Raw genomic sequence first — 17,008 nt, forward strand, 5'->3', positions numbered from 1 at the left:
CGGGAGGCAAAACCACGACAAAGCCCGGGCCTGCGAAAACGACCTCGCCGGGGTGCCCGCACGCATCGTGCGGGCACCCCGGCGAGGGGCGGTGCGCAGGGTCAGACGAAGAAGCTGAGCACCAGGGCAACCGCGAAGCCGGCGATCGAGAGGACCGACTCCAGGACCGTCCACGAGCGCAGGGTGTCGCGCTCGGAGATGCCGAAGTACTTGGAGACCATCCAGAAGCCGCCGTCGTTGACGTGCGAGGCGAAGATGGAGCCCGCCGAGATCGCCATGATGACGAGGGCCGTGTACGGCTGCGAGTAGTCGCCCGCCTGCAGCAGCGGGCCCACGATGCCGGCCGTGGTGACGATGGCGACCGTCGCCGAACCCTGCGCGACGCGCAGCACCAGCGAGATCAGGTACGCGAGGACCATGATCGGCAGGCCGATGCTGCTGAACGTGTCGGACAGCGCCTGCGCGATGCCGCTCGCCTGGAGGACGGCGCCGAAGACCCCGCCCGCGCCGACGACGAGCAGGATGTTGGCGACCGGCTTCAGGGACGCGGTGGACACCGTCTCCAGGGACTTGCGGGACCAGCCGCGGCGCAGGCCGAGCAGGTAGTACGAGGCGAACAGCGCGATGGTGAGCGCCACGAACGGGTTGCCGAAGAACTCGATGACGGAGCGGGCCGTGGAGGGGTCCATCGCGATCGAGGAGAAGGTCGCGGCGAGGATCAGCACCAGCGGGATGGCGATGATCGTGAAGACGATGCCGAGCGGGACCGGGTCCTCGCGGGGCGTGATGCCGTCCTTGCGCTGCTCCTCGGCGAGCGCGGCCTTCGCCTCGTCGGCGGCCTCGACCATGTCCTGCGGCACGGGCACGAAGATCTTCTTGCCGATCCAGGCGGCCCAGGCCCACGCGGCGAGCACGGCGGGGATGCCGCAGACGATGCCCATGAGGATGACCCAGCCGAGGTCGACGTGGAGCAGTCCGGCCGCGGCGACAGGCCCCGGGTGCGGGGGCAGGAACGCGTGGGTCATCGACAGGCCGGCGAGCAGCGGCAGGCAGTACAGCAGGATCGACTTGCCGCCGCGCTTGGCGGCCGCGTAGACGATCGGCGCGAGCACGAAGATGCCGACGTCGAAGAAGACGGGGATGCCGAAGATGAGGCCGGTGAGGCCCATCGCGATGGGGGCGCGCTTCTCGCCGAAGAGGTGGATCAGGCGGGACGCGAGGACTTCGGCGCCGCCGGAGACCTCCAGGATCGCGCCGAGCATCGTGCCCAGGCCGATGATGATCGCGATGTGTCCGAGGGTGCCGCCCATCCCGTTCTCGATGACGGAGGTGGCGGTGGACTTCTGGACGGTGCCGAAGAGTTCGGTGACGGAGAGGCCGGCCGCGAGGCCGACGGCGATGGAGACCGTCAGAAGGGCCACGAAGGGCTGGAGCCTGGCCTTGATGATCAGGAAGAGCAGCAGAACGATGCCGAGTACGGCAACGGTGAGCAGGCCGGCCGTGCCGGGTATCAGGAGGAGCAGACCGCCGGTGTGCTCCGGCTGGTCCGCGGCGGCGGACGCGAGGGGGGCGTACGGGGACATCGTTGACCTCGTAAGTACATGGGGGGGGCGTGGGGTGCTTCCGGCGTTTCCGAGCAGGAGGGATCGCGGTGCGGCGTCCCTGTCGGGGACGCCGCACCGGTCATGCGGGGAGAGGGCTCAGCTGAGGACGGCGAGCGCGTCGATCTCGATGAGCAGGCCCTTGGGCAGACCGACGTAGACGGTCGTGCGGGCGGCCGGGGCCTCCTTGAGACCCTCGCCCTCGAAGTACTCGTTGTAGATGGCGTTCATCTCGGCGAAGTGGTCGACGTCCGTGAGGTAGACGCGCATCATCATGACGTCGTCCCAGCTCGCGCCGCCCTCTTCGAGGATCGCCTTGACGTTGGCGAAGGTCTGGAGGGTCTGCTCCTTGAGGGTCGGGCCCGCGGGGGTCGGGGCCTTGCCCTCCTCGGCCGGCAGGAAGCCGACCTGACCCGCGACCTGAAGGATGTTGCCCTTCTTGACGCCGTGGGAGAACTTCGCCGGCGGGGTGGTGTGGGTGGCGGGCGTGAGAGCGGTCTTCTCGGTCATGAACTTGCTTCCTTCGGAGGGGTGTTACTCGGGAGGGTGTTACTTGGGAGGGGTACCGGAGTAGTCCCGGCTGATGGCTTCCGCCGTGCGGCGCACCAGCGGGAGCAGTGTGAGGAGTTCCTCGGCGGTGACGACGACGTTCGGCGCGGAGACCGACATGGCGGCGACGACCCGGCCGTCCGCGCCGCGGATGGGGGCGCCGACGCAGTTGATGGACTCCTCGTGGCCACCGAGGTCGGTGGCCCAGCCCTGTTCGCGCACCTTCTCCAACTCCCGCAGGAACGCTGCGGCGTTGGGGGTGGAACGGGACGTGTACATGGGGTAGTCGAGCTTTTCCGCGAGGGCTCGGCGCTCGGCCTCGGACAGGTCGGCGAGCAGCAGCTTGGCGACGGCGGCCACGGTGATGGCGACCGGCTTGCCGACGCGCGAGTACATGCGCACCGGGTAGCGGCTCTCGACCTTGTCGATGTAGAGGACCTCGTTCTCCGCGTACACGGCGAGGTGGACGGTGTGCCCGACCTTCTCGTTGAGCTCGACGAGGTGCGGGTGGGCGATCTCGCGGACGTCGAGGTTCTCGACGGCTTCCTGGGCGAGCGCGAAGAGCCGGGCGCCGAGGCGGTAGCGCTGGTCGGTCTGGCGGTAGACCAGGCCGTGCTCGTGCAGGGTGCGCAGCAGGCGCAGCGCCGTGGACTTGTGCACGCCGAGGCGGTCGGCGACCTGGCCCAGGTCGGCGGGTCCCTCGGCGAGCAGCGGCAGGATGCTGAGCGCGCGGTCGACGGTCTGGCTCATGGCGTACGTACCTCCTCTGCGGCCGGTCCGTCGGCGGCATCGGCTGCCGCCCAACCGGGGCCGACGTGCAGTGTCCCCCACCGCGCGGCGTCGAGGCCGACCAGGCGGTCCGCCCGGGCGCGGCTCGGGGGCGCGGCGAGGTCGCCGGGCTCGGTGAGGGCGACGGCGGCCCAGAGGTGGCCGTGCCGGAGGCGTTCGGCGACCGGCAGTTCGCGCAGGGTCGCGGAGAGGAATCCGGCGGCGAAGGCATCGCCGGCGCCCACGGCGGCGACGACGTCCACGCGCGGGGAGGGCTCCTCGTGGCGTCCATCGGCGTCGTACGCGATCGCGCCGTCGGCGCCGCGCTTGACGACGAGCAGCGCGGGCTCGGGCAGCGCGTCGCGGATGGCGTCGGGTCCGCCGGTGATGCCCCAGGCGTCCTCCGCCTCGTCGTCGCCGACGAACACGATGTCGGCGCCGCGCGCGAGTTCCAGGAGCACCTCGGGGCCCTCTGCGGAGCCGGACCACAGGCCGGGCCGGTAGTTGACGTCGAAGGAGACGAGGGGGCGGCCGGCGCGCGGGGCGGTCAGCTCGCGCAGCAGGTCGAGGCAGCCGGCGGAGAGCGCGGCGGTGATCCCGGACAGGTGCAGGATCCGGCCGGAGCGCAGCGCGTCCAGGTCCAGGTTGGCGGTGGACATCGCGGAGGCGGCGGATCCGGCGCGGTAGTAGGCGACCTCGTGGGCGGCGGTGGCCCGGTCGCCCGCCGTGCGGAAGTAGATGCCGGTGGGCCGGTGCAGATCGCGCCGTACGGCGGAGGTGTCGACGCCGTACGCGCCGATGGCCTCCACGAGGTGGTCGCCGAACCCGTCGGCGCCGACGCGGCTGACCCAGGCGGAGCGGTGCCCGGCGGCGGCGAGCACGCACGCCACGTTGGACTCGGCGCCGCCGATCCCGCGATCGAACGAGGGCACGTCGGCGAGCCGCCCGGGCACGGTGGGCCGGAACGTGACCATGGACTCGCCGAGCGCGACGACGTCGGGGGCGACGGCGGCGGATGCGCTGGTCGGTACTGCGGGTCCGGTGGCGGTCACGATGGGTCGCACTCCTCGCGGCAGGGGACTTCGGGCTCCGTTGACCCGACGTTGGCTCGGATGTTAGACAGCATGAAGCGACATACGCAATGACCGTTGCAAATGGTGCAACGGGCTGCCTGGAGGAGGCGCCGTGACCGCCCAGAACGCCGAGCCCGCCGAGAACGCCGGGTCCGCCGCCGAGCGCCGCACCGCTCGACTTGAGGAACTGGCGACGGAGCGGGTGGACTTCCGCTTCAAGGGCCTGCCTCCCGAGGCGGACGGCGCGACGGTCGGCGAGCTGGCCGCCCGCCGCCTGAACCTCTTCACGGACGGCTTCACCACCCCCGTCCTCGCCCTCTCCGCCGAGCGCCTGGAGCACAACCTGGCGCTCATGGAGGCGTACTCCGCCCGCCACGGCCTCGCCTTCGCCCCGCACGGCAAGACGTCGATGGCCCCGCAGCTCTTCCACCGGCAGCTCCAGCGCGGCGCGTGGGGCATCACCCTCGCCGTGCCCCACCAGGTGCGTGTGGCGCGGGAGTTCGGCATCGACCGGATCTTCCTGGCGAACGAACTGGTCGACGCGGCGGCCCTGAAGTGGCTGTCGAATGAGCTGGACGCCGACCCCTCCTTTCGCTTCGTCTGCTACGTCGACTCCGTGCGCGGCGTGGAACTGATGCAGGCCGCGCTCGCCGGGGCCGGCGCGGGCCGCCCGGTCGACGTGGTGGTGGAGCTGGGCGCGGGCGACGGCGCGCGCACCGGGGCGCGTACCGAGGCGGACTGCGCGGCGATCGCCGACGCGGTGTCCTCCTCGGACAAGCTGCGGCTGGTCGGCGTCGCGGGCTACGAGGGCGAGGTGCCGGACGCGGACGGCGAGCGGGTCCGCGCGTGGCTGCGCCGCCTCGTCGCGCTGCTCGCGGACTTCGACAAGGCGGGACGGTTCGCGGGCCTCGACGAGATCGTGGTGAGCGCGGGCGGCTCCGCGTGGTTCGACGCGGTGGCGGACGTGTTCGCCGAGATCCCTGAACTGGGCGCCCCTGTCCTCAAGTTGCTGCGCTCGGGCGCGTACGTCTCGCACGACGACGGGCACTACCGGCACCTGACCCCGTTCAACCGGGTCCCGGAGGAGGGCGCGCTGCACCCGGCGTTCCGGCTGTGGGCGCAGTTCGTCTCCCGGCCGAACGACGAGCAGGCGTTCACCAACGCCGGTAAGCGGGACGCCGCGTACGACATCGACCTGCCCGAGGCGCAGGTCGTCCGGGACGCGCGGACGGGCGAGGTGCGGGAGGCCACGGGTGTCGCGGTCACGGGCCTCTCGGACCAGCACGGGTGGGTTCGCACGGAGCCGGGGGCGGATGTCGAGGTGGGCGACTGGCTCGGCATGGGCCTGTCCCACCCCTGCACGTCGTTCGACAAGTGGCAGCTGATTCCTCTGGTGGAAGCGGACGGCACGGTCGTCGACTACATCCGCACGTACTTCTAGGCAGTCCGATACGGGGCCGGCTGCGCCGACTTGGGCAATCTGCCGCCTTGGGCGGCAGGGTGGGCAAGGCGGCACCCCGGCGCCGCGCGCCGAAACGACGGCCCCGGCCCCGCCGCCGCCCACGCCACGGGGCTCCGCCCCGGACCCCGCTGCTCAATCGCCGCAGGGGCTTGAAATGCCCACCCCCCGCCTGAGGCAAGGTGCCGCAGGGGCTTGAAAAACGAGAGGCACCCCCCATGGACCTGGTCATCCGCGACGCGCGTGTCATTGACGGCAGCGGCGGCGCGTCCTACCGAGCCGACGTCGCCGTACAGGACGGCCGGATCGCCGAGATCCGCCGCGAGGGAGACGGCCCGCGCCCCACCGCGCAGCGAACCGTCGAGGCCGAGGGCCTCGCCCTCTCCCCCGGTTTCATCGACATGCACGCGCACAGCGACCTCGCCGTGCTCCGCGACCCCGACCACAGCGCGAAGGCCGCCCAGGGCGTCACCCTCGAAGTGCTGGGCCAGGACGGCCTGTCCTACGCCCCCGTCGACGACCGCACCCTCGCCCAGGTCCGCCAGGCCATCACCGGCTGGAACGGCGACGGAAGCGACATCGACTTCGACTGGCGCACGGTCGGCGAGTACCTGGACCGCATCGACCGGCAGGGCATCGCGGTGAACGCCGCGTACCTCATCCCGCAGGGCACCGTCCGGATGTACGCCGTCGGTTGGGACGACCGGGACGCGACGCCGGCCGAGCTGGAGCGCATGAAGCAGCTCGTCGCCGAGGGCATGGAGCAGGGCGCCGTCGGCATGTCGTCCGGACTGACCTACACCCCGGGCATGTACGCGAAGGACGCCGAACTCACCGAGCTGTGCCGGGTGGTGGCCTCGTACGACGGCTACTACTGCCCGCACCACCGCAGTTACGGCGCCGGCGCCCTCGACGCGTACCGGGAGATGGTGGAGCTGACGCGCACCGCGGGCTGCGCCCTGCACCTCGCGCACGCCACCATGAACTTCGGCGTGAACAAGGGCAAGGGCGTCGACCTGCTGGCCCTCCTCGACGAGGCCATCGCGGACGGCGCCGACATCAGCCTGGACACGTACCCGTACACGCCGGGCGCGACGACGCTCGTCGCGATGCTGCCGAGCTGGGCCAACGAGGGCGGCCCCGACGCGACCCTCGCCCGCCTCCAGGACGACGAGACGGCCGAGCGGATCCGGCACCACGTCGAGGAGATCGGCGCGGACGGCTGTCACGGCGTGCCGATCGAGTGGGACAAGATCGAGATCTCGGGCGTCTCCGACCCGGGCCTCGCGTCCTGCGTCGGCAAGACCGTCGCACAGGCCGCCGCCGAGCGCGGCGAGGCACCGTGGGTCACCGCCCGCCGCCTGCTGATCAACGACAAGCTCGGCTCGACGATCCTTCAGCACGTCGGCCACGAGGACAACGTCCGCGCGATCATGCAGCACTCCGTGCACACGGGCGGCAGCGACGGCATCCTCCAGGGCTACAAGCCGCACCCGCGCGCGTACGGCACGTTCCCGCACTACCTCGGCCACTACGCGCGCGACCTCGGCGTCATGTCCCTCGAGGAGACGGTCGCCCACCTGACCTCGCGTCCGGCCGCCCGCCTGCGGCTGCCGGACCGCGGCCTGGTCCGCGAGGGCCACCGCGCCGACCTGGTCCTGTTCGACCCTGAGACGGTCGCGGCGGGCTCGTCGTTCGAGGCGCCGCGCACGCTGCCGGTCGGCATCCCGCACGTCCTCGTCGACGGCCGGTTCGTGATCGAGGACGGCAAGCGCACGGACGTCCTCGCGGGCCGTTCGGTGCGCAGGACCGTCTGATCAGCGCACCCCGTGCGGCCGGAACTGGACGCTGATCCGGCCGCCGGCCGCGCGGGCGGACTTGGGGATCGCGTGCTCCCAGGTCCGCTGGCAGGAGCCGCCCATGACGATGAGGTCGCCGTGTCCGAGTGAACGGCGTACGACAGGGCCGCCGCCGACGGGCCGCAGCGTCAGGTCCCGCGGCGTGCCCACCGACAGGATGGCGACCATCGTGTCCTCGCGGGCACCGCGCCCGATCCGGTCGCCGTGCCAGGCGACGCTGTCCCGCCCGTCCCGGTAGTAGCAGAGGCCCGCCGTGCTGAACGGCTCGCCCAACTCCCGCGCGTAGTACGCCGACAGCGCGTCCCGCGCCGCGTCGAGCACGGGGTGCGGCAGCCGCTCCCCCGCCCCGTAGAACTTGAGCAGTCGCGGCACGTCGACCATTCGCTCGCACATCTGCCGCCGCTCGGCCTTCCACGGCACGCGCGCGGCGAGGTGTTCGTACAGCTCGTCGGCCCCGCTCAGCCAGCCCGGCAGGACGTCGATCCAGGCCCCGTCACCGAGCACGGTGCGCCGCACCGCACCGAGCCCGCCGAGCGCGATGTCCTCGGCCTGATCGAACAGCGATCCCTGAAGCATGCCTCCACCGTAGCGAATGTTTCGAACACACGCGCGATTAGACACGTCGAGCAGCGCACCCGTCGGCCTGGCGTGGCCCATCTCACCCGCCCCCGCGACCCGCCCCATCCAAGCCCCGCCCACCCCGGAACCCGCCGTTCCGGAGGCATCCGGCACCGCGTGCCACCGCATCCGAAACCGGGGCCGCCCGCGCCGCCCCACCGGCCGACAAAGGGTGCGCGGCATCCCGAAACGCGGCCGTAAAGTTTGGGGATGCAGCTCATCCAGTCGACCAAGCTCTCCAACGTCTGCTACGAGATCCGGGGCCCGGTTCTCGAGGAAGCGATGCGGCTGGAGGCGGCAGGGCACCGCATCCTGAAGCTCAACACGGGCAACCCGGCGGCGTTCGGCTTCGAGTGCCCGCCGGAGATCCTCGAGGACATGCTCCGCAACCTCGGCGACGCCCACGGCTACGGCGACGCCAAGGGCCTCCTCGCCGCCCGCCGCGCGGTGATGATGCACTACCAGACCCTCGGCGTGGAGACCGACGTCGAGCACGTCTTCATCGGCAACGGCGTCTCCGAGCTGATCGTGATGGCGATGCAGGGACTGCTCGACGACGGCGACGAGGTGCTCGTCCCCGCCCCCGACTACCCCCTGTGGACGGCCGCGGTCTCGCTCTCCGGCGGCACCGCCGTCCACTACCGCTGCGACGAGCAGGCGGACTGGATGCCGGACCTCGCCGACATCGAGCGCAAGGTGACCGACCGCACCAAGGCGATCGTCATCATCAACCCCAACAACCCCACCGGCGCCGTCTACAGCGACGAGATGCTGCGCGGCATCACCGACATCGCCCGCCGCCACAACCTCCTCGTCTGCTCCGACGAGATCTACGACAAGATCCTCTACGACGACGCCACGCACACCCCGACCGCCGCCATCGCGCCGGACCTGATGACGCTCACCTTCAACGGCATGTCGAAGGCGTACCGCGTGGCCGGCTACCGCGTCGGCTGGATGGCGATCTCCGGCCCGCGCGCGCACGCGGAGTCGTACATCGAGGGCCTGACGATCCTGGCGAACATGCGCCTGTGCGCGAACATGCCGGGCCAGCACGGCGTCGTCGCGGCACTCAGCGGACGCCAGACGGTCAACGACCTGGTGCTGCCGGGCGGGCGGCTGAAGGAGCAGCGGGACGTCGCGTACGAGCTGCTCACCCAGATCCCGGGCGTGACGTGCGTGAAGCCCAAGGGGGCCCTGTACCTCTTCCCGCGCCTCGACCCCAAGGTCTTCAAGGTCAAGGACGACCGGCAGATGGTGCTCGACCTGCTGCGGGCCGAGAAGATCATGGTCGTGCACGGCACCGGCTTCAACTGGCCGGAGCCCGACCACTTCCGCGTCGTCACGCTGCCCGACACCCGGCAGCTGACGGAGGCGGTGACCCGGATCGGGAACTTCCTGGACGGCTACAGCCAGCCGTGACACTCCTACTTTGGACAAGTTCTAACTTAGACAAGATCTAAGGTACGATGGAGGCCAAGCTGCCACGCATGCCCTGGAGGCCTCCCATGTACGAGCCGATCCGCACCAAGTCGGTCCACTCGACGGCGGCCGACAGCGGCGAATTCCCGCACCGCTCCCGCGAGGAGGAGCTGGACATCCAGCTCGCCGGGCACCTGGCCGCGCTCCTCGCCGTGACGGACGAGCTGCGCCACCTCACGCCGAGCGCCGACCTGGACGAGGCGGCCGAGGCACTGGCCACCCAGGTGGCACGGTTGCGCGGAGGCCTGATGCCGGTCCGCGCGTCGGTGGCCGCGGCCATCCACGAACCCGGCATCGGCGCGCTGCACCAGCGGGCGCACGCCCTCGCGGGCCGCGCCCTGGTGGTCGCGGCCTCCCGGGCCGACACCGCCGCCGCGATCCTGGCCGCGCAGCGCATGGAGGCCCACGCGCTCGTCGCCGCCTAGGCAAAGACATGGGTGGGCCCCCGCACGCGGCGCGTGCGGGGGCCCACCCATGTCCGGTCTCCGGCGTCAGCCGAGGCGGTCCACCAGCTTGCGGTACTCGTCCCACAGCTCCGTCGGCGTGTGGTCGCCGAACGTGTTGAGGTGCGCGGGGACGAGCGACGCCTCATCACGCCACGCCTCCTTGTCCACCGTCAGCAGGAAGTCCAGGTCGGCGTCGGCCAGGTCGAGGCCCTTCGTGTCCAGGGACTCCTTGGTCGGCAGGATGCCGATCGGCGTCTCGACACCCTCGGCGCGGCCGTCGAGACGGTCCACGATCCACTTCAGGACACGCGAGTTCTCACCGAAGCCGGGCCACACGAACTTGCCGTCCGCGTTCTTCCGGAACCAGTTGACGTAGTAGATCTTCGGCAGCTTGGCCGCGTCCTTGCCTTCGGCGACCTTCACCCAGTGCGCCATGTAGTCGCCCATGTTGTAGCCGCAGAACGGCAGCATGGCGAACGGGTCGCGGCGCAGCTCGCCGACCTTGCCCTCGGCGGCAGCCGTCTTCTCCGACGCCACGTTCGCGCCGAGGAACACACCGTGGTTCCAGTCGAAGGACTCCGTGACCAGCGGCACGGCCGAGGCGCGACGCCCGCCGAACAGGATCGCCGAGATCGGCACGCCCCTCGGGTCCTCCCACTCGGGCGCGATGATCGGGCACTGCGAGGCGGGAGTGGTGAAGCGCGCGTTGGGGTGCGCGGCCGGACGGTATCCATTTGCTTCGCGGGCGGACTCGGGCGTCCAGGAGTTCCCCTTCCAGTCCGTGAGGTGCGCCGGGGTCTCCTCGGTCATCCCCTCCCACCACACGTCGTTGTCGTCGGTGAGCGCGACGTTCGTGAAGACCGAGTTGCCCCACAGGGTCTTCATCGCGTTGGCGTTGGTGTGCTCACCGGTGCCGGGCGCGACGCCGAAGAATCCGGCCTCCGGGTTGATCGCGTACAGCCGGCCGTCCTCGCCGAACCGCATCCACGCGATGTCGTCACCGATCGTCTCGACGGTCCAGCCGGAGATCGTGGGCTCCAGCATCGCGAGGTTCGTCTTGCCACAGGCGCTCGGGAAGGCGGCGGCGACGTACTTCGACTCACCCTGCGGGGGCGTCAGCTTGAGGATCAGCATGTGCTCGGCGAGCCAGCCCTCGTCGCGCGCCATGACGGACGCGATGCGCAGCGCGTAGCACTTCTTGCCGAGCAGGGCGTTGCCGCCGTAGCCGGAGCCGTACGACCAGATCTCGCGGTCCTCGGGGAAGTGCGAGATGTACTTCGTGGAGTTGCACGGCCACGGCACGTCCGCCTCGTCGGGGCCCAGCGGGGCGCCCAGCGTGTGCACGGCCTTCACGAAGAAGCCGTCCTCACCCAATTCCTCGAGGACCGGCTGCCCCATCCGGGTCATCGTGCGCATGGACACGGCCACGTAGGCCGAGTCGGTGATCTCGACGCCGATCGCGGAGAGCGGCGAGCCGAGCGGGCCCATGCAGAACGGGACGACGTACATGGTCCGGCCGCGCATCGAGCCGCGGAAGATCCCCCCGTTCCCCTCGTTCCCCCGGAAGATCTCCCGCATCTCGGCGGGCGCCTTCCAGTGGTTCGTCGGACCGGCGTCCTCCTCCTTCTCGGAGCAGATGAACGTACGGTCCTCGACCCGCGCGACATCGGACGGGTCGGAAGCGGCGTAGTACGAGTTGGGGCGCTTGATGGGGTCGAGCTTCTTGAACGTCCCCTTCACGACGAGCTCCTCCGCGAGGCGCTCGTACTCGGCCTCGGAGCCGTCACACCAGACCACACTGTCCGGCTGCGTCAGTTCGGCGATCTCGTTGACCCACGAGATCAGTTCCTGGTGGTTCGTCGGGAGGGTGTCCAGGGAGGGAGCCGCGATGTCGCGCGCCACGATCGCTCCTAAATGAGGGTTTTGAGGTTGATTGCCCCGTGGGGGCTGCGACCCGGACGCTGCGCCTCCCAATCCACTGGAGCTCAGTGGGCGCTCATCCGGTGCCGACCGCACTCATTTGATCATCCGACCGAAACGCCCATCTGTCCAGGGGGCCTCACAGGTGAGCGAGGTGAGCATGGCCACTTCACTGTGAGCCCGGCCACTGACCCTGTCCGTTACCTACGGTCGCGTAGGTACCATGCGGGGATGAGCGTCGCCACCGAGGAGCCCGAAGTCCCAGCAGCCCAGCCCTCCGTGCTGAAGCCAAGACTGCGCGGCTGGCTGCACGCGGGCATGTTCCCCGCCGTGCTGATCTCGGGCATCTTCCTCACGGCACTCGCGGACTCGACGCGCGGCCGGGTCGCGTGCGGCATCTTCGTGCTGACCGCCTGCCTGCTGTTCGGCGTCAGCGCCCTCTACCACCGGGGGAACTGGGGGCCGCGCGCGGGCGGAATCTTGCGCCGCCTCGACCACGCGAACATCTTCCTGATCATCGCCGGCACGTACACGCCGCTGACGATGCTGCTGCTGCCCGGCACCAAGGGGCAGTGGCTGCTGTGGGGCATCTGGGGGGCCGCCGCGGCGGGCATCATCTTCCGCGTGTTCTGGGTCGGCGCCCCGCGCTGGCTCTACACGCCGTGCTACATCGCGATGGGCTGGGCCGCCGTCTTCTTCCTGCCGGACTTCATGCGCACGGGCGGCATCGCGGTGCTCGTCCTCGTGATCGTCGGCGGGCTGCTCTACAGCGCGGGCGGCGTCATCTACGGCATCAAGCGCCCGAACCCCTCCCCGCGCTGGTTCGGCTTCCACGAGGTCTTCCACTCGCTCACGCTCGCCGCGTTCATCGTGCACTACGTCGGCATCTCGCTGGTCGCGTACCAGCACGGCTGACACGCCCTCTTCTCCCTATGGCCGCGGCTCGCTTGCCGCGGCCATTTCGCGTTTCCGGGAGGCCCTCCGTTGACAGTCACTCGAATTTGAGAGTTACTCTCAAATTATGGTCACTGTCACGGAGCAGTTGAAGACGCGCCCCGATCCGAGGCGCTGGTGGGCCCTCGGGGCCCTGGTCGCGAGCATGCTGGTGCTCGGCTTCGACCTGACGATCCTGAACGTCGCGCTGCCGACGATCGCCGAACAGCTCGGCGCCACCACCGGCGAGCAGCAGTGGATGGCGGACGCGTACATCGTGGTGTTCGCCGCACTGCTGCTGCCCGCCGGACTGCTCGGCGACCGGTTCGGGCGGCGCCGGATGCTCATCGCCGGACTGGGCGTCTTCCTCGCCGCGTCGCTGGTCGGCGCGGTCGCGGGCGACGTCGAGCAGGTCATCGTGGCCCGCGCCCTCATGGGCGTCGGCGGCGCGTTCGTGATGCCGCTCGCGATGTCCGTGATCCCCTCGCTCTTCCCGCGCGAGGAGCAGACGAAGGCCATCGGCGCGATCTCGGCGGCGTCCGCGCTCGGCATGCCCCTCGGCCCGATCATCGGCGGCTGGCTGCTCGACCACTTCTGGTGGGGCTCGGTGTTCGTACTGAACGTACCGATGGTCGCGATCGGCATCACCGCCTGCCTGTTCCTGCTCCCCGAGAGCAAGGACCCGGCCGCGCCCAAGGTCGACGTCGTCTCCACCGCCCTGTCGGCGCTCGGCCTCGGCACCCTCATCTACGCGATCATCGAGGGCCCCGGCAGGGGCTGGACCGACCCGCTCGTCATCAGTGGATTCGCGGCGGCGGTCGTGCTGCTCGGCACCTTGGTCCTGCGCGACCGGCGCGGCAGCCGGCCGATGCTCGACCTCGCGCTGCTCACCCACCGCGCCTTTCTCACCCACACCGCCACCGCGACGCTCGGCAACTTCGTCTTCGCCGGACTGCTGTTCCTGCTGCCGCCGTATCTGCAGGCCGTGCTCGGCACCGACTCGCTCGGCACCGGCCTGCGCATCCTGCCGGTGATCGGCGGCATGCTGCTCGCCGCACGGCTCGCGGGGCCGCTGATCGCACGGGCCGGGGCACGCCTGACGGTCGGGGGCGCCCTGGCGGTGCTCGCCTTCGCCGCGTTCCTCGGCGCACGAACGACGCCCACGTCCGGCTACGGCTTCACGGCCCTGTGGCTGTCCATCGCGGGCGTCGGCCTCGCCTTCTCCATGATCCCCGCGATGACCGGCGCGATCTCCGCCCTGCCTCCGCACGAGGCGGGCCGCGGCTCCGGGCTCCTGAGCACGGTGCGGCAGACCGGCAGCGCGCTCGGCGTCGCCCTGCTGGGTGCGCTCGTCGCGGGCGCGTACACGGCACGCCTCGCGACGACAGGTCTGCCGGACGCGGCGGCCGGCACCGCCCGCGACTCCGTCATGGGCGCCCACGTGGTCGCGGGCGCCGTCGGAGACCCGGCCCTCGCGGCCTCGGCCAACGCCGCGTACGTACACGGCATGAACCTCGCCCTCGTGGTCACCGGCGCCGTCGCCCTCGCGGCCGCGGCGCTCGCCGCGTTCTTCCTGCCCCCCGGCGAGCCGCGGCCCGCGGACGGGGAAGTGGCCGTGCCGGGCGCCGCTGGACGACAATGACGGGCATGACCGCCTCAGCGCAGACCCCGTTCGCGGAGCCCAGGACCGGGCTCCGCGAACGGAAGAAGATCAAGACCCGGCAGGCGATCCGGCAGGCGACCTACCGTCTGATCAAGGAACAGGGATACGACGCGACGACGGTCGAGCAGATCGCCGAGGCCGCCGAGGTGTCTCCGTCCACGGTCTTCCGGTACTTCCCGACCAAGGAGGACATCGTCCTCACGGACGAGTTCGACCCGATCCTCGAACGGGAGCTGCTCGCCCGCCCCGCCGACGAGTCCCTCGTGGACTCGCTGCGCTACGTCATCACCAAAAGCCTGCGTCTCGCGGCGGAGTCCGAGGACCCCGAAGTGACCATGTTGCGCCTGCGCCTTCAGACGGAGGTGCCCGCGGTGCGCTCCCGTCTCATGGAGTCGATGTCGGAGACGGGCCGGCTGCTGTGCCGGGTGCTGGCGGAGCGAACCGGCCGCGACGCGGGCGAGCTGGAGGTCCGGGTGTACGCGATGTCCCTGATCGCCGCGCTGCTGGAGGCGGTCAGGCACTGGGCCGAGCACGGCTACGAGGGCGACATGACCGAGCCGGTGCTGCGCGCCCTCGACACGGTGCAGCACGGCCTCTGAGGGGCCCGCGCTACCCCAGCATCCGCAGCAGCCCGTCGACATCGGTCACCGGCGCGTCGCACACGAAGTGCCGGCACACGTAGGCCGTCTCGCTCCCGTCGACGAGCGGCCGGTCGGCCAGCAGCGGAAGCTCGTCACTGCCCTCGGGTCCCGCGGCGACGACGGCCCCGGGAGCGGCCCCGGTCAGCGCCGCATGATGCATCCGCCCGCCGACCTCCCCCACCACGGCGATCTCGCGCGGCCCGTCGAGCAGCGCCTCGGCGACCGCGAGCCCGTTCCCGATGAACCGCGGCGCCCGCGGGCCCAGCGCCCTGACGACGCCGAGGGCGCGCTCGGCGGCGGTGCGGTGCGGCTCCGAGCCGGTGTGCGCCGCGTACGAGAGGAGGGCGCCCGCCGCGGCGGTCCACCCCGAGGGCGTCGCGTTGTCGGTCGGGTCCTGGGGCCGGCGGATGAGCTTCTCCGCGTCGGCGGCGGTGTCGTACAGCGCGCCGCTCTCCGGATCCGTGAACCGGTCGAGGACGTGGTCGAGCAGGAACCCGGCGAACTCCAGCCACACGCCCTCACCGGTCACGGACGCGAGCGCGAGGAAGCCCTCCGCGACATCGGCGTAGTCCTCAAGGACGCCCGCGTTCGCCCCGACGCGCCCGTCCTTGCTGGTCCGCGCGAGCCGGGCCAGCGGATCCATGTGCAGGCGTACGAGCAGGTCGCCCGCGCACACGGCGGCGTCCACGAGGTCCTGCCGGCCGAAGTACGCGCCGGTCTCCGCCAGCGCGGCGATCGCGAGCCCGTTCCACGCGGCGACGACCTTGTCGTCCCGCCCGGGAGCGGGCCGCCGGGACCTGGCCTCGCGCAGCCGCTCCCGGATCCGCTCGACCTGCCCTGCGTCGAACACCCCGTCCTCCTGCGGGAGCTGGAGCACGGAGGCGCCCTCCTCGAAGGTGCCCTCGTCCGTGACGCCGAAGTAGCGGGCGGCGGCCTCCGCGTCCGCCTCCCCGAGCACCTCGGCGAGCTGCCCCGGCGTCCACACGTAGTACGCGCCCTCGACGTGCTTCCCGATCACCGGGTCCTCACTGTCGGCGTCGAGCGCGGACGCGAACCCGCCCTCGTTCGTCCGCAGCTCCCGCACCATGAAGTCGGCGGTCTCCAGGGCGACGCGCTTGGCCAGCTCACTGCCCGTGGAGCGCCACAGGTGGGCGTAGGCGCGGCAGAGCAGCGCGTTGTCGTACAACATCTTCTCGAAGTGCGGAACAGTGAACTCCCGGTCCACGGAGTACCGCGCGAACCCGCCCCCGAGCTGGTCGTAGATCCCGCCGCGCGCCATCCGCTCGCAGGTGTCCGTAGCCATCTGCAACGCACCCTCGGCGCCGGTGCGCGCGTGGTGCCGCAGCAGGAACTCGATCACCATGGACGGCGGGAACTTGGGCGCGCCGCCGAAACCGCCGTACGTCGCGTCGTACTCGCGCGTGAGCCCGAGCAGCGCCTGCGACAACTCGTTCTCGCCCGGCAACTCCGCGTTCCCGTACGGCAGTTCGCGCCCGGCCAGATCGGCGGTGATCTTCCCGGCGACCTCGGTGACCTCGCCGTTCCGCTCGGTCCAGGCGTCCCGTACGCCGTGCAGGACCTGGGTGAACGAGGGCATCCCGTGCCGCGGCTCCGGCGGGAAGTACGTACCGAAGTAGAACGGCTCGGCGTCCGGCGTCAGAAACACGGTCATGGGCCAGCCACCCTGGCCGGTGGCGGCCTGCACGGCCTCCATGTAGACGGCATCGACGTCGGGGCGTTCTTCGCGGTCGACCTTGATGTTGACGAAGTTGTCGTTCAGGACGGCGGCGGTGGCCTCGTCCTCGAAGGACTCGTGGGCCATCACATGACACCAGTGACAGCTCGAATACCCGACGCTGAGCAGCACCGGCACCCCGCGCCGCCGCGCCTCCGCGAAGGCCTCGGTCGACCAGGGCCACCAGTCCACCGGGTTGTCGGCGTGCTGGAGGAGGTAGGGGGACGTCTCATGGGCCAGTCGGTTCGGCATGTCTCCCAT

14 protein-coding genes are annotated in these 17,008 nt (G+C 71.1%); 7 read left to right on the forward strand and 7 right to left on the reverse strand.

Annotation, left to right across the window (positions count from 1 at the left end; translation table 11 throughout):
* Positions 1-101: 101 nt before the first annotated feature.
* The 4 genes from ACP4E5_RS18685 to ACP4E5_RS18700 form a co-directional block, all read right to left on the reverse strand.
* Positions 102-1,583, reverse strand: a complete 1,482-nt coding sequence (locus tag ACP4E5_RS18685; protein WP_425830156.1) for a GntP family permease — start codon at positions 1,581-1,583, stop codon at positions 102-104.
* A gap of 117 nt (positions 1,584-1,700) precedes the next feature.
* Complete coding sequence (locus ACP4E5_RS18690; RefSeq protein WP_425830158.1) at positions 1,701-2,111, reverse strand: RidA family protein; 411 nt, start codon at positions 2,109-2,111, stop codon at positions 1,701-1,703.
* A 39-nt stretch (positions 2,112-2,150) separates the two neighbouring features.
* Entirely contained in the window at positions 2,151-2,900 is a 750-nt protein-coding gene (locus ACP4E5_RS18695) for an IclR family transcriptional regulator (protein WP_425830160.1), read from the reverse strand.
* Complete coding sequence (locus ACP4E5_RS18700) at positions 2,897-3,973, reverse strand: sugar kinase (protein WP_425841453.1); 1,077 nt, start codon at positions 3,971-3,973, stop codon at positions 2,897-2,899. Before ACP4E5_RS18700 ends, ACP4E5_RS18695 begins: the two co-directional genes overlap by 4 nt.
* A gap of 130 nt (positions 3,974-4,103) precedes the next feature.
* Between ACP4E5_RS18700 and ACP4E5_RS18705 the strand changes: the two genes are divergently transcribed.
* Together ACP4E5_RS18705 and ACP4E5_RS18710 are read left to right on the forward strand one after the other, a co-directional pair.
* A complete protein-coding gene (locus ACP4E5_RS18705) occupies positions 4,104-5,432 on the forward strand; it encodes an amino acid deaminase (RefSeq protein WP_425830162.1) in 1,329 nt (442 codons plus the stop codon).
* A 236-nt stretch (positions 5,433-5,668) separates the two neighbouring features.
* Complete coding sequence (locus ACP4E5_RS18710; protein WP_425830164.1) at positions 5,669-7,267, forward strand: N-acyl-D-amino-acid deacylase family protein; 1,599 nt, start codon at positions 5,669-5,671, stop codon at positions 7,265-7,267.
* On the opposite strand, the gene ACP4E5_RS18715 is transcribed toward ACP4E5_RS18710, so the two are convergent.
* Complete coding sequence (locus tag ACP4E5_RS18715) at positions 7,268-7,885, reverse strand: alpha-ketoglutarate-dependent dioxygenase AlkB (RefSeq protein WP_425830166.1); 618 nt, start codon at positions 7,883-7,885, stop codon at positions 7,268-7,270.
* Between the two features lie 252 nt (positions 7,886-8,137).
* Between ACP4E5_RS18715 and ACP4E5_RS18720 the strand changes: the two genes are divergently transcribed.
* On the forward strand, positions 8,138-9,349 hold the full coding sequence (locus ACP4E5_RS18720) for a pyridoxal phosphate-dependent aminotransferase (protein WP_266713527.1): 1,212 nt from the start codon (positions 8,138-8,140) through the stop codon (positions 9,347-9,349).
* An 86-nt stretch (positions 9,350-9,435) separates the two neighbouring features.
* Positions 9,436-9,834: an SCO4983 family protein gene (locus ACP4E5_RS18725; RefSeq protein WP_425841455.1), complete on the forward strand. Its 399-nt coding sequence runs from the start codon at positions 9,436-9,438 to the stop codon at positions 9,832-9,834.
* 66 nt (positions 9,835-9,900) lie between these two features.
* Here ACP4E5_RS18725 and ACP4E5_RS18730 read toward each other — a convergent pair whose 3' ends face one another.
* Positions 9,901-11,757: a phosphoenolpyruvate carboxykinase (GTP) gene (locus tag ACP4E5_RS18730; protein WP_425830168.1), complete on the reverse strand. Its 1,857-nt coding sequence runs from the start codon at positions 11,755-11,757 to the stop codon at positions 9,901-9,903.
* Between the two features lie 249 nt (positions 11,758-12,006).
* On the opposite strand from ACP4E5_RS18730, the gene trhA reads away from it, so the two are divergent.
* From trhA to ACP4E5_RS18745, 3 genes are all read left to right on the forward strand, one after another.
* Positions 12,007-12,690: a PAQR family membrane homeostasis protein TrhA gene (gene trhA, locus ACP4E5_RS18735; protein WP_425830170.1), complete on the forward strand. Its 684-nt coding sequence runs from the start codon at positions 12,007-12,009 to the stop codon at positions 12,688-12,690.
* 106 nt (positions 12,691-12,796) lie between these two features.
* The gene (locus ACP4E5_RS18740) at positions 12,797-14,350 is read left to right on the forward strand and encodes a DHA2 family efflux MFS transporter permease subunit (protein WP_425830172.1); all 1,554 of its coding nucleotides are present in this window, start codon (positions 12,797-12,799) and stop codon (positions 14,348-14,350) included.
* A gap of 5 nt (positions 14,351-14,355) precedes the next feature.
* Positions 14,356-14,970, forward strand: a complete 615-nt coding sequence (locus ACP4E5_RS18745) for a TetR/AcrR family transcriptional regulator (protein ID WP_483030245.1) — start codon at positions 14,356-14,358, stop codon at positions 14,968-14,970.
* Positions 14,971-14,980: 10 nt separating this feature from the next.
* On the opposite strand, the gene ACP4E5_RS18750 is transcribed toward ACP4E5_RS18745, so the two are convergent.
* Positions 14,981-16,999, reverse strand: a complete 2,019-nt coding sequence (locus ACP4E5_RS18750) for a thioredoxin domain-containing protein (RefSeq protein WP_425830176.1) — start codon at positions 16,997-16,999, stop codon at positions 14,981-14,983.
* Positions 17,000-17,008 lie beyond the last annotated feature (9 nt).

Origin of the sequence: Streptomyces fractus (assembly GCF_049844455.1) — a bacterium.
Taxonomy (GTDB): Bacteria; Actinomycetota; Actinomycetes; order Streptomycetales; family Streptomycetaceae; genus Streptomyces; species Streptomyces fractus.

Bases quoted from the DNA above. Each gene is read 5' to 3' on its own strand.
- ACP4E5_RS18685 (WP_425830156.1), bottom strand. From the start codon at position 1,583: ATGTCCCCGTACGCCCCCCTCGCGTCCGCCGCCGCGGACCAGCCGGAG.
- ACP4E5_RS18690 (WP_425830158.1), bottom strand. From the start codon at position 2,111: ATGACCGAGAAGACCGCTCTCACGCCCGCCACCCACACCACCCCGCCG.
- ACP4E5_RS18695 (WP_425830160.1), bottom strand. From the start codon at position 2,900: ATGAGCCAGACCGTCGACCGCGCGCTCAGCATCCTGCCGCTGCTCGCC.
- ACP4E5_RS18710 (WP_425830164.1), top strand. From the start codon at position 5,669: ATGGACCTGGTCATCCGCGACGCGCGTGTCATTGACGGCAGCGGCGGC.
- ACP4E5_RS18715 (WP_425830166.1), bottom strand. From the start codon at position 7,885: ATGCTTCAGGGATCGCTGTTCGATCAGGCCGAGGACATCGCGCTCGGC.
- ACP4E5_RS18720 (WP_266713527.1), top strand. From the start codon at position 8,138: ATGCAGCTCATCCAGTCGACCAAGCTCTCCAACGTCTGCTACGAGATC.
- ACP4E5_RS18725 (WP_425841455.1), top strand. From the start codon at position 9,436: ATGTACGAGCCGATCCGCACCAAGTCGGTCCACTCGACGGCGGCCGAC.
- trhA (WP_425830170.1), top strand. From the start codon at position 12,007: ATGAGCGTCGCCACCGAGGAGCCCGAAGTCCCAGCAGCCCAGCCCTCC.
- ACP4E5_RS18740 (WP_425830172.1), top strand. From the start codon at position 12,797: ATGGTCACTGTCACGGAGCAGTTGAAGACGCGCCCCGATCCGAGGCGC.
- ACP4E5_RS18745 (WP_483030245.1), top strand. From the start codon at position 14,356: ATGACCGCCTCAGCGCAGACCCCGTTCGCGGAGCCCAGGACCGGGCTC.
- ACP4E5_RS18750 (WP_425830176.1), bottom strand. From the start codon at position 16,999: ATGCCGAACCGACTGGCCCATGAGACGTCCCCCTACCTCCTCCAGCAC.